The organism is bacterium (genome assembly GCA_021371935.1).
GTDB lineage: Bacteria > Armatimonadota > UBA5829 > UBA5829 > UBA5829 > UBA5829.
The window spans coordinates 157,284-169,827 of record JAJFVF010000009.1; the positions used below are offsets into that span (position 1 = coordinate 157,284).

The following is a 12,544-nucleotide window of genomic DNA, read 5'->3' on the forward strand; positions in this document are numbered from 1 at the left end:
GGAGAATTATTCCGTGTTGAATACTAAACAAATTGGTCTTCTCTTATTGTGTTTTTTTATCGGACTTACAGTTGGACTATTGCCAAGTCAGCCTGTTGCGTGGAAAACCCATGAAATGGAACGCCAGCGCCACGAAGCAGTGCTATTACTTACTATGACAGGTGTAGGACAGGCACAAGAAGATGTCCACAGGTGGCTAGGAAAACCAAACGATATCTACAGAAACAACTTGGAACTCACACTCAGCAATCCAGGAGTATTTGTTCCAACCCGCCCAGTTCAGAATTCAACTGTTTGGTTTTTTTCTAAAGATGCTTTTGTGGTTTATGTTTATATGTCTCCATCGGGAACAGTACAGACCTCTTATGTGGTGCCGCGTGAGAATTGGAGAAGCAGATGAAGTTGATAGGCTTATATGCATTGTTCACGTTAGTTTTGGTTGGCATCCTATATGAGTGTTATCTTGTTTATGGCCAATACCTTCTTTTGGAAGTGTATCCTTCAAGACAAGAAATGGCGTATAGAACAATACCAATGATTAGACCCGGCATTATGGACGATGATCTAGTAAAGCTGGCGGGGTCTCCAACTGCCAAAACAATAGGGCGTTCACGCACTTCTAAAGATGCGGCTTACATATGGGAATATCGCCAGTGGCCAAGTTGTGCTGCATATGTGTATATCGACACACATGGACTTGTGGTTGCTGTCAGATATGTGCCGACTTAATAAGGATGATAGCAAGCATACGTCTTAGCGACCGTGGTTGTGGTGTATGTTAATAAAAGTATGGAATCACCTCGGCGCATCTCTTGGACAAGACATCTGTGTAGACTGTGATGAAGCGTGTGTTGAGGCAGTCAGCATATAAGGTGAATATTATGGTCAATATTATTATGCCGTTAGTTTTGTTGGTGGCTTTCTTCGGTGTGCTGGCATTATATCTTGCTAAGTTACTCGATTTGATCAAGATGTCAGGATGCGTTCTGCTTGTAACCGTACCCATTGCCATGTTGCTATACATAGGTCTAATTTTGGGACCATTGAATGAACTTAAATGGTACGCGCCGTACATTTCAGTGAGTGGATTGCACCGTCATGATGTTGTTACGCAATTAGGAGAGCCAGACAAAGTAATGCCGGCTGGGACATCATTTTGTCCTGTTTATAAGCAGGAAGAAGTATGGTTGTATAACGACGGTCCAAGAATTGCGTCGCGTACATTTTGCATATTTATATCTAAGAAAGGTAATGTGAGCGCAGTGTTTTCTGCGCGCTATTTCAACGATAATGACCAACACATCAATTCTAGATAGACCATTGTCAGACAGGAAATTACGTATTGTCATTTTAGCTATAATAATGCTCATTATAATTATACAGTGGGCTTGGATAGCAACGCTGTCTGAATTATATGAGCTGATGTCAGGTGGTTCTGTGGGGCTTAGGGAGAAGGATGTGCGTAATAAACTTGGTGCTCCTGTGGATGTGGCGCATGATTCTGTTCCACATTTGCCGGGATTTTATCCTATTCCATCACAAAAAGCGGAACACCAAGGGAAAATCCTAATCTATAAACGCTTTCGTTATTGCGCATACATTTACATAAGCAAATCTGATCGAGTGACTGCAAATTTTATTGCGCATAGATTCTGACTATATGTTTTTCAGTTACCGGTTCCAGCACGACGTTGTATAAATATGATGGCGCGGGAAACATAAGAACAGCCACGACAGATTTTACTGATGTCACCACCTATACCTGGGGATTCAGGAATATGATGACCAAGTGGCAGAAGACTGGCGAGACAACTGTTGAGTATGGATATGATGGATATGGGATGCGAGTGAGGAAAACACCTAGTGGTGGTACACCGACTGATTATTTACTGGATGTTAGTGAAGTTGTCGAAGAGATATCGACAACAAATGTGACTTCGTACGCAAGACCATGGTTACCTATTAAGATTTCAGGGACAGCCTATATGGTTTTCTATGCTGATTGCCTTGGTAGCACACGGATTATTGCAAATGCAAACTCGATTGTTCAAATGGCGGCTGCATATGATGCATTCGGCAATCCGATTAATGGCATTGCGGAAAGTTTTGGTTTTGCGGGACAGTACCGCTATAGCTTGGATTCGATCAACATATATTACCTGAAAGCAAGATATTATAACCCAGAGGTTGGCCGATTCACAAGTAGAGACCCATTAGGTTATAGGGGTGGAATAAACCTCTATGAATATGCTGGAAACAATCCAGTTATGCGCATTGATCCAACTGGACTTGTGAAGTGGTGGGTACCTTTTGTACCGGCGTGGATAATGACCTTGATTGATTCACCGTGTTTTGCAAATGCAATTGGTACAGGGCAAGGGTGGAGAGATGGCCATAACAATAATATGGCTCATTGCACTCTGACTTGTGAATTGGCAAGGTGTCCTGGATTATCATATGGTGATTCTCAAATACTGGAAGGACTATTCGAGGAATTACAATGGCTATTTGGTCCTTTTAATAATCCGTGGTGGGATGCTGCAGCTTTTTATGATGCTGTTGGTGATGGATTAGGTAGTTATGGCGATCCTTGTAAATCATGCACGGATCTTTGCCAGCAAGCTTGGGGTGATGGGATGTTGGACTATACGCCTGCGAACTAACATGTTTGTTTAGTGAGGATCAGTAAATTGATGTTTATAGCTGCTGTAGTTATCATTTGTTGCACGATGCTGCTTATAGCAATTAGCATTGCACATGTGTTTTCTGTAGTGCGGTTGCCTAAATATTTATTGGTACTTTGCGCTACATTAGGTGTTGCCTTGTACATTATACTTGGTCCGTTACAACTCCAGAAACTCAGTGCATATGCTTCTTATTTAGGTGTTGTTGGATTAAATACTCGTGATACACGTGCGCTTCTCGGCGCCCCCAGTCATGTTATTGCTGGATTTCAAGAAACAACTTGGCCGGAACTACACCTGCAGCAGGCAGGGAAGATATGGATATATGATTCTGATTTGATGTATGGTTATTCTGTTTACGTTGTATTCAATAAAAGTAATTGCCAGGTAGACACAGTCGCATTAATACGAGAAATATGAGGAAGGGACTTGGTAGAGAAAATGCCGGTTTGGAAAATGCTAACTTCTAGTCGTTCATTGCGTTTTGCCTTTTTTGTGATTATTGTTCTTGCAATAGCTGTACAAATTATATGGTCAGCTTCATTAAGCGAGCTATACAATTTACTTTCAGGAAGTACAGTTGGTCTTAATGAAAAAGATGTGCGTTTTTATTTGGGTAAACCAACATTGATTGAGGAGCGTGGTGCAGTTTTCGTTTTCAAAGATTATCATCCAATTCCTACAGATAAGATTAATGCTGGCGAGAAAGTATTGATTTACAAAAAAATACGATATTGTGCCTATGTATATATCGACCGTAATGACCATGTCAGATGTAATTTTATTGCGCGTAGATTTTAATCATGACATTTCGGTATTTTGAGAACTTGGAAGCCATCTCACAAGTATCAAAGGACCAGTTTTTAGCAAATTTTGACATACCCAAAATGCCTTGTAAATGCTGCGAGGCAGATTCCTGGTCAATCTCGCTTTGCTAGTTTCTTAACGATTGGGCTAATCTAGTTTTGAAACAGCTTCCTTGTTCCCGAAACGGGGAGGCATAATGCCGAAGAAGAAAGCCTATCAATACAACCCGATATAACGCAATGAAATGGAAGAACTGCGATGCCGGGGTTACACCCCATCAAGATATAGCTATATAAAAAAAGAGAGGAGAATGAAATGAATCTCAGGTCATTGGTTTTTGTGCTTATTGTATCATGTGCATTTATTTTGCAGTCTGCTGGCTCTTTGTTGGCAGTGGATGAAAAGATCACTCCCACAAACAATAGGGTCATTGACAGGGAAGACAAAGAGTTCAATAACGCTATGCGGGTGTGGTATCAGCATCGTTATGAAGAAGGCGCAAATCTCCTCCAGAAGTTTGTGCAGGACTACCCGGACAGCCGCTGGGCTGCCGAAGCAGTGATGCACATCGGTTGTCTGTGCGTATATCAAAAAAAATACGATGAGGCAAAAACGATTTTCAATAACTTGCTTGCAGAGCATCCAAATGATGAGATCGGAGTCAAGTGCAATCTGCGGCTCGGTAATATTGCCGAGGCAACGGCCGATTACAGCGAAGCTGTCAATATGTATAATGCTGCTTTGCGTTGCCCAATGACTTGGGATCAATACAAATATCTTAATGAAAAACTCAAATATTCTGTTAGCGAAAAAGAGACCAGACTAATGCGGATCAATTGCGGGTCTGTGGCCCTGGCCGCATGCTTGGAAGCAATGGGTAAAGATAATGAAGCTGCAAAGGCAAAAGCTTTCGTTCCTGACCCGGAGGGTGATTCATTTTATAAGCTGCAATATGAATCGGCGTCGCTTGGAGTTGATGCCAAAGCTGTTGAGATGACAATAGACCAGCTCAAACAGGCAAAGCTGCCTGTAATAGGCCATGTAAATACAAATCACTTTATTGCCGTGCTAAGCATAAAAAATGGCATGGTTCGAGTTAAGGATTCTATAAAGGGCGAATATCTTATTTCGCTGTCTGATCTTAGTGTCAAATGGACAGGTAAGGCTCTCACATTCGATACATCGTCTGACCTACAGTCCCTTGACCTGGCAACATCACTTGAAACACTGGGAGGCTGCTGTGGTGTTCCAAGTGGCAGAGGTGGTTGTGCTACCTGTCCAGGTGGCGCAAGCCAGGGTGGTAGTAGTGATGGTGGTAGTAGCGCTTGCGGTCCTTCGGGCTGTGGTGAAATTGTCTCGAGGGGTAGACCTACCCATGATGTCTGGCTGCTTCAGCAGGTGATAAAAGTAACTGATACACCGATATGGTATAATCCGGGGCGCGGCCCATCGCCGAGCTTTACGATAAATTATGACAACGACTATTCAAGCTCGGGCATCTTCGGCAGCGGCAGCAAAAGCATATTTGATTCAAAAGTATACTTTTTGCCAAGCTCAAATGGAGTAAGCACAAAGCTTTCAGCTTCAATCACTTCTTCATCACCTGCCAATAATGGTAGTCTGAGTGTTATGTCGATCTCCGGCTTTCCGACGAGCGGAGCTGTGGTTGTGACTGACGGCACTAACGCCGAGGTAATTAAATACACCTCAACATCAGAAAACTCTTTCAACAATATCACTCGCGGTGCAAATCCTATAAGCGTTGATATGAATAGCCAAGATCAGAGTGTCTATTATTCTATAAACGATTTGCAGGTACATCGTGAAGATACAAGAGAACTGGATTATCAGTGGAATACATCCAGCCTTAAGTATGTCACCAGTTCAGGTATCTATGGCGAGCTTATAGATGTTGATATGAGACAGCCCATGGATGATACAATCATGGGCAGAATTGTTGTTATTACACTAAGGAACGGAACCAAATACTATTATCTGTCTGCCAACGAGCCGATAACCACTCAGCAGGGGCGACTACAGATCATTGAGGATCCTATCGGGCCGCCTGTGACAACCCTTGGTTCAAGTATCAGTACATCGCAGCCGATAGATGGTGGTTCGATAGCTCTGACAAGCGCATCTCAACTTGCATCCAAGGGTGCAATAATGATTACAAACAGCTCCGACGAAAGTGAGATAATCACATACACGGCAATATCCGGCAATTCGATTATGAATATTACAAGAGGCGCTCAGGGTACGAGCAAGATAGCTGCAGTTGCAACTGATCCTGTAACACGACTTCTTCGCCTGACTATGAATTACAATCAAAGCACTGGTGTAATTGAATCCATTACGGATGCCAACGGTCAAGACACTATCATAGGGACCCAAGGGCAAGACAGCAGTGAGCGAGTGACAAGCATTACACTTCCGGATGATCCTCAGAGTCCCACCCAGGCTACTTTTACATATAGTCCTGAAGGTTTTTTGATAGAAAGCACAGATGCTGCAGGCGTTACATCAAGAATTGATCCTTATGGCGTGGTACATGGCACAAACGCCAGAACAACACTATCAGACGCAATATCGGCGCAAAGCCCAAGCAGTGGGGGGAATTTACAGGTTGCATCTACCGAGGGACTTCCATACACCGGCTGGGTCAAGATCGGCGGAGTTTTCGGTGAGGTCGTGAAATATAATAGCATTGATTATCAAGCGAATACACTTAATCAAATTACGAGAATAAATCCGAGTGCACATGTTGCTGGGACATATGTTGAATATGCTATACCGTCCATCGGTGCGATCGAGACACCATCTATGAAGACATTCTTTGCATATCATACTATGGGATGGAATGACTACGGTGCTACTCCGGGCACAGAACTCTGGGCTACCTATGAACGTGGCCCTGGTGAGAGTTGGCCTGACATTTATAGTTCAGATGATAAGCCGACCTGGGGATACGCAATCAATAGTGAGCTGGAAGAATGGCTGTATCATTATCCGACTACTTATGATATCAACGCACAGGTGTGGACCGGTGGAATTGCCAAACAATACTGGTTTAATAGCTCTGGTGGAAGTAGCGGGTATAATTTTGTCGCCTCAATGACAGATGCAGAAGGAAATTCAGTTGGATACACCTATGATGAACACCAAAACAGGACTGCAACAGCCGGAACTGGAGATGGTTCTACATACGAGTTTGATGATCATAGAATAGTGTCGAAATACGACACACGGGGTAACAAGTGGGTCAATACATATGATCCCAACACGAAGGACCTCACTGAAGTCAAATGTTACGACAGCAACACTTTGAGTCTTCTCAAGTATGTGCATAAAATGGACTATTCTTATGGCCTTGTTACCAAAACGGAGATTACAGATCCTGACAATCCGACAATGACGCTGCCTCAGAGCGAGACTTCCTATTTGTTCGACAGAAAGCCCGCATATACAGATACATACATTATGCATAACACTCTTGCCACTGCACCGATCAGCACTGAGATATACCTAAATGATGTGTCAGGCTTTCCAACAAGCGGATTGGTTCGCGTCGGCACAGAAATCATTGCCTATAGCAACAAGGATGCGACCTACAATAAGCTTACTGGTCTGACACGAGCGGTTCTGAACTCGACAACATATAATGCCAGCGTTGATGACCGCGTTTCTGCATTCAACCGCCAGGCTTTTCACTATGATGAAACATATAACCAGGAAACGGAGAATCGAGGTTTCTTAACCTCGATAGAGCAGTTAACCGTTGATTCTACCGGCTCCATAGATTCAATATTTACTCGCTACAGATACGATGGGAAAGGGCGTCGGGTAAAGGTTATAGATGCTAATGACAATGAAACCGACTATGAATATGATGATCTCGACCGGGTTACCCAAGTAACCAATCCTGACAGCACGACGAAGAAAACAGAATACACATGTTGCCATAAAATATGGGAAGAAGATGAGAATGGACATCGAGTATATTATGTCTATGATGCAAAAGGACGTCTAGTAAAAGAAGTGCAGTCAGGCGCATCAACTATTCTGCTATATCCCATAGATGATACACAGACGAATGTTACTGTAAACGATGGAAGCGTTCTGTCCAGCAGTGGAGCTGTTGTGATAGATAATGAGATTGTTGAGTATTCCAGTAATGTTAACAATATCCTTACTGTAAGCCAAAGAGGTGCTCAGAACTCAATTGCTGCCAGCCATGACTCGGCAAACGCGGTCGGAAAAGTTTCTGCAGCTGTATCATATGTATACGATCCAATCATACAAAATCGAAAAACAGGGCTCATAGATCCCGAAAACCATGAGACTACATACGACTACTACGTTAATAACAAGCTCAAGAAAATCAATTATCCCGATGGTACTTGGGAGCAGTATACATATGACGGCTCAGGAAACATGATTCGTAAGCTCTCAAGTAGTGGTATTGTCATTAATTACACCTATGATTCTGATGGGAAACTGCATAAGGAATCATCTATGTGATGTCAACTGATCGGAGCAATAAATAACACTGATTGCACAGCAGGAGAAATGTTTGATGGCTCAGGCATATGGTGACAGCTTTCGGAAGCTAGTGCCTGAGCTACCTGTAATTAACTCGAAATTATAGCGTTGTCATAATTTGCTCAGCATAGATAATCATTACACAAGGTGAAAACCCTCTGTAAAAAAACTTACAGAATCTGACCTATAAAAAGCACTCTTCTTCGAGCCTGATGCCTTAGTCCTATATTTCGAAGAAGAAGCAGCCAAGAGTGCCGGTAAGACAAGCAGAGTTAAGGGCTACAAGGTCAAGCTAAAATATGTGCCGCTCCAAGAAGAAGAGAAGAAGCTCAAGCGGCAGGCTATAGTACAGATTGTTCTCAAGGCTTTCCGACGTGACAAGCGGAAGTAAACAGACTTTGAAGCTGTTTTTGGTTACTCTTTGTAGGAACGACTTTGCCGTTTTCCCAGAGTGAAATAGTCGCAGAGGTAACACCTAAATGCTTTGCAGCTTCCTTTGTATTAAGCCCCAGGAGTTTTCGGCACATCCTTATTTTCTCCTCGTTATCCAAGGCAGAACAGTCGCCAAATGGGTTATAACCAAGGAACTCAATTACATTTGGCATCACTTTTATTGTTGGGAAGAACTTGCCTTTCTCCCAATCTGATACTGAGCGATATGATACATCGAGCAGCCTTTCGACGTCTTTTAGGGTCAATCTCAAATCCAACCGCCGTTTTCTTATGTGCTCCCCAAGTGTCTTTGGATTGTGTGGATAGCACAATTGATGCGGTTTTTGAGCTTGAATGACTATATGGCAAAATGGCAACACAACCAGGGCAAAATGTGGTGAAATTGCCGGTATGTTTCAGCTAAATGTTGTTCAATAATAGCGAACACGCAAATGGTGTCAGGTGTTGGGGTTGCGCGTTCGGAGGCTTCGGCAGGGGGGTTGGCGGAGATTGGAATGATGTGCAAAATTTGCTGCTGGCCGAAGCAATGAAAACTACTTATTTACGAGTTGGTTCAATACCAAATAAACAAATTTCAGTTTTCTATTTGTTATGCGGCCAGGGATAGGTATTGTCTTTGACAAGATTGTAATTGGCATCCAGCTTGGTTTCCAAGAGAAGTATGGCAGCTATGCGGCGGGCTATGTTGGTCACTTCCAGCGCTTCTTCGGGCTTTAGAGGGCGTTTGAGCAAGCCGAACTCGCGATAGCTGAGCCATTTTTTGATGACTTGATATCCGCCGATATGATAGTCCCAGACCCTGGCGGGAATGTTTTTCCAGTATGCCTTATTGTTGAGATAGACATCAAAAGTAGACTCGCCGAAACCGCATTTATCGCAGACTCCCCTAGATTCGAGCTTGCCTTTGCCGGGCATAGTCACTCCGTCTTTGCCAGAGTGCCCCCAACCTACCGTAAGAGCCAAGTCTCCGGCGTCCGGGTTCAGAGAATCTCCACAGGACGCCGTAAGCACGGCTATACTTTGAAGCTCGGGCATGATCGAACCGGAAGTTACGCCTGGAACATCCTTTTCAGTATCCAGCAGTGCGGCAATCTTTGTGCCGAGTTCGGCTGAGGCGAAAAGCAAGTTTTTTGAGTTTGGCAGAGGTATACGCGGCCAGTCCTGACGGATGCCGTCTGCATTCTCGCTGAGATACAGAGGCGAGTAACCTATGGCAAGAACATGCATCCAAATCAAACCGGCAATTTGAACATCCGAATCGGGATTGGAGATGCCGAGGCTACTGAGATAAGTACGCGCTTGTGGCGAAAGGTTTGCAGTTGAATTTTTACATTCTGACAAAATTCCAGGAAGATCCATATTTGTGGTTGATGGGCAAGAAGAATTAGCAATAAAAACAGGGAAAGCTCCTGGATTGCGGCTAATGGTTTGCTTATCGAATAGACCAGACGATATAAATATCGGCACGCCTTCAGGTGATGATTGAACATTAGATCGGCTTATTATAAAAGTGTTGTTTCGCTTGCACTGTTCATATAGTGAAGGGCGAGGCCTGTTCCAAAGTGGAGGAATAGCTGAGTAATAGCAATATCTTGTCTCGAATGGACGGACAAGATAAGGCATAATATGTTCGCATGAAAAGCTCTCGGTGCTTAGTAGCTTTTGCCTTGCAGACTTTGCATTGAATGAGCGTGTACTTATAGTCAATTTAGTCTCATAGGCAGCGAGTGAATTCCAGTCAACACTTGGATCATAGTAGTCACGCATTCTATCAGCCAGTCGATCCTTGTCAATATCAATCAATGCACCGCCGCGACATTCCTCAAGACCAACAAAAGCAGATTTACCTGCAAAAGCAGGCATGCTTGGCCACGCTCGATAATGCGACGCCACAACCCCCGGCCTGAATGAATATCTGTTTTCGGGCTTAGGCTCGGCTAATTGGTAGTATGCATTAAGGTCTGCATTTGCAAGGCTGTCTTTGACATCTTGGCGTTTGGTAACTCCCCAAAACTGCCGAAATCGGACAGCCTGATTATTAACTTCTGCACCTTTGCGGACCATCAAACCAATAGTGGTACCTAAGCGTATGCCTTCGCGATTATACTGCGTAGAAAAAACGCTTGGGTCCGGTTTGCCATCAGGGGTCAGCTTTCCGGTCTCCCGACTATCACCGTTCATACAATCAAACCATAATGAATCAAATCCATTGAGAAAGCGCTGACGCATAACCACGTATGATGCATCACTCAGATAAGAGTAATTTGATATGTAGCAGACTATCCCTTTTCCGGTTTTCTCCGCAATTCTCCTTTCGGCCAAGCGGAAGAAACGGATATACAAGTCATCCATATTGAACTTTTTAATGCCCCACTCAGAGATCAGACCCTCCTTGTACGGCTCGACAAGACCCTGCTCCTCTTTCGGACTTGTGCCCGCAAATGCGTTATACGGCGGATTCCCCAGAATCACTAAAATTGGCTTATCACGTTTAACCTCATCAGCGGCGTCACGCTCCTGTTCGAGTTCTGGCCAAAGCAGTTGGGTCTTGGGTTCCTGTGGAGGTTCCCAACCAGTGAGGGCATTGGTGAGATATACCCCGGCACGCTCGGAACCATCTTCTTTGAGCGGTGCGGACAAGCCTTGCAAAAACAAGCCAAGCTGCATGTGCGCAATAACAAACGGCGCGGGGAGAATCTCGAAACCAAAAACACGGGTGGTAGCGGCTTTCTTTATATCGTGGCCTATCAGGGCATCATTGCGCTTACTTTTAAGAGTCTTTTCTATGCGCTTGAGGACTTCCACCAGATATGCACCTGTGCCGCAGCAGGGGTCGAGTATATAGACACTCGGATCGGCAAGGCCGTCGGCAATATCCAACTCCTCGCGGAGAACGGTATCGACTCGCTCAACCATATATTCAATGATTTCAGGAGGGGTATACCATACGCCCATTTCTTTACGGAGTTCGGGATCGAATGCCTCAAGGAACGGCTCATAGAAATATTGAACAGCATGCTCCTCCTGGAAACGATCAAAAAATACGGCACGGTCAACACGGTTAAGTGTCTCACCCGCCCAGGTCATGATGTCTTCCAATTGAAGCGGCCCGAGCTTTGACGGTGCGGATATCTGCTCAAAAAGTACCCGGATCATTGGGACATGCAGTGACCACTGAGCCATACGCCAGTCAAATCGGGCGGACGCGTTATCTTTGTTTTGTTTGCACCACAGCACCCATGCAGAAAAGAGGCCATAAAAGAGTGTCTGAACCAGGGTCGAACGGAAGAAATGCTCACCCTTTTCATCCTTGAACTGAAGACCTAGCGCCTCTTCCAACGCAGCACGAATTGACTTAAGCGCATCCATGTCTTTTGCTGATTCGATCCGCGCCTTGGCGTCACGAGCATATGAAGCAAGAAACCATGCAAGGTCTTTGGGGTCGGCAAGAGGGGCATTGCGCTGCATGACGCGCTTGAGATATTCTATGAACTGTTCGCCATACCGTTCTGCCATACTCCGCGGATGAGCTGCTTCACGCCAGAATTGCTCATGCGAATCAGCTATAGTGCAGCGCTCAAGATTTGTATGAATGCCGTTATCGCCGCGCTGAATGAGCAGGAAATCTCTGTAATTGGTAACCAACACAAGGCCATAACGCTCCACGTAATCTTTGACCTGTTTGGTCTGTGAGATATGCAGCACATCCTCTGATGTGCCCTTTACTTCGATTGCACCGCGGGAAGGAATTTGATCAAAAACAGTATCTATGTCTGAATTCTTGCGCAATTGATCGGGTGTAAAAAGTCCGCCATCCGGCAAGCCTGCACCCTGATTGCGCAAGTTTATTACACAATTGACCTTGGGTTTGAGTGTCTTGCCGATTTCGTTTGAGAGATTGGCAAGAGCGCCGTAATACGAAGTCTCTGCAACATTTGCACCAGTTGCGTGTGCTGTGTAGAGTTCTCGAATATAGGTCTCAAATGGATTCATCGACTCCCCCGGCGACAAACAAGCGCCGATGATATGTTCGACTTGGAATCAAAAAATCCCTTTGT

The 12,544-nt window shown here is 44.5% G+C and carries 9 protein-coding genes; 7 read left to right on the top strand and 2 right to left on the bottom strand.

Annotated elements, in window-relative coordinates:
• The first annotated feature begins 16 nt into the window (after positions 1 to 16).
• From LLG46_07130 to LLG46_07160, 7 genes are all read left to right on the top strand, one after another.
• Positions 17 to 400 (top strand): hypothetical protein, encoded by a 384-nt coding sequence (locus LLG46_07130; GenBank protein ID MCE5323072.1) that lies wholly within the window; start codon positions 17 to 19, stop codon positions 398 to 400.
• A gap of 134 nt (positions 401 to 534) precedes the next feature.
• Positions 535 to 729 (top strand): hypothetical protein, encoded by a 195-nt coding sequence (locus LLG46_07135; GenBank protein ID MCE5323073.1) that lies wholly within the window; start codon positions 535 to 537, stop codon positions 727 to 729.
• Between the two features lie 152 nt (positions 730 to 881).
• Positions 882 to 1,316, top strand: coding sequence for a hypothetical protein (locus tag LLG46_07140; protein ID MCE5323074.1), 435 nt, complete (start codon positions 882 to 884; stop codon positions 1,314 to 1,316).
• 462 nt (positions 1,317 to 1,778) lie between these two features.
• Entirely contained in the window at positions 1,779 to 2,663 is an 885-nt protein-coding gene (locus tag LLG46_07145) for an RHS repeat-associated core domain-containing protein (GenBank protein MCE5323075.1), read from the top strand.
• A 30-nt stretch (positions 2,664 to 2,693) separates the two neighbouring features.
• Positions 2,694 to 3,104: a hypothetical protein gene (locus tag LLG46_07150; GenBank protein MCE5323076.1), complete on the top strand. Its 411-nt coding sequence runs from the start codon at positions 2,694 to 2,696 to the stop codon at positions 3,102 to 3,104.
• A 9-nt stretch (positions 3,105 to 3,113) separates the two neighbouring features.
• Positions 3,114 to 3,485, top strand: coding sequence for a hypothetical protein (locus LLG46_07155; GenBank protein ID MCE5323077.1), 372 nt, complete (start codon positions 3,114 to 3,116; stop codon positions 3,483 to 3,485).
• Between the two features lie 321 nt (positions 3,486 to 3,806).
• Positions 3,807 to 8,012, top strand: a complete 4,206-nt coding sequence (locus LLG46_07160; protein MCE5323078.1) for a tetratricopeptide repeat protein — start codon at positions 3,807 to 3,809, stop codon at positions 8,010 to 8,012.
• Between the two features lie 380 nt (positions 8,013 to 8,392).
• On the opposite strand, the gene LLG46_07165 is transcribed toward LLG46_07160, so the two are convergent.
• Both LLG46_07165 and LLG46_07170 read right to left on the bottom strand, forming a co-directional pair.
• Positions 8,393 to 8,845 carry a helix-turn-helix domain-containing protein gene (locus LLG46_07165; GenBank protein ID MCE5323079.1) on the bottom strand — a complete coding sequence of 151 codons (453 nt, stop codon included), beginning with the start codon at positions 8,843 to 8,845 and terminating at the stop codon, positions 8,393 to 8,395.
• Between the two features lie 223 nt (positions 8,846 to 9,068).
• Positions 9,069 to 12,479 carry an N-6 DNA methylase gene (locus LLG46_07170; GenBank protein ID MCE5323080.1) on the bottom strand — a complete coding sequence of 1,137 codons (3,411 nt, stop codon included), beginning with the start codon at positions 12,477 to 12,479 and terminating at the stop codon, positions 9,069 to 9,071.
• Positions 12,480 to 12,544: the final 65 nt, after the last annotated feature.

Excerpts from the sequence above, each read along its gene's own strand:
- LLG46_07135 (MCE5323073.1), top strand. The coding sequence starts at position 535 with ATGATTAGACCCGGCATTATGGACGATGATCTAGTAAAGCTGGCGGGG.
- LLG46_07140 (MCE5323074.1), top strand. The coding sequence starts at position 882 with ATGGTCAATATTATTATGCCGTTAGTTTTGTTGGTGGCTTTCTTCGGT.
- LLG46_07145 (MCE5323075.1), top strand. The coding sequence starts at position 1,779 with ATGATGACCAAGTGGCAGAAGACTGGCGAGACAACTGTTGAGTATGGA.
- LLG46_07150 (MCE5323076.1), top strand. The coding sequence starts at position 2,694 with ATGTTTATAGCTGCTGTAGTTATCATTTGTTGCACGATGCTGCTTATA.
- LLG46_07160 (MCE5323078.1), top strand. The coding sequence starts at position 3,807 with ATGAATCTCAGGTCATTGGTTTTTGTGCTTATTGTATCATGTGCATTT.
- LLG46_07170 (MCE5323080.1), bottom strand. The coding sequence starts at position 12,479 with ATGAATCCATTTGAGACCTATATTCGAGAACTCTACACAGCACACGCA.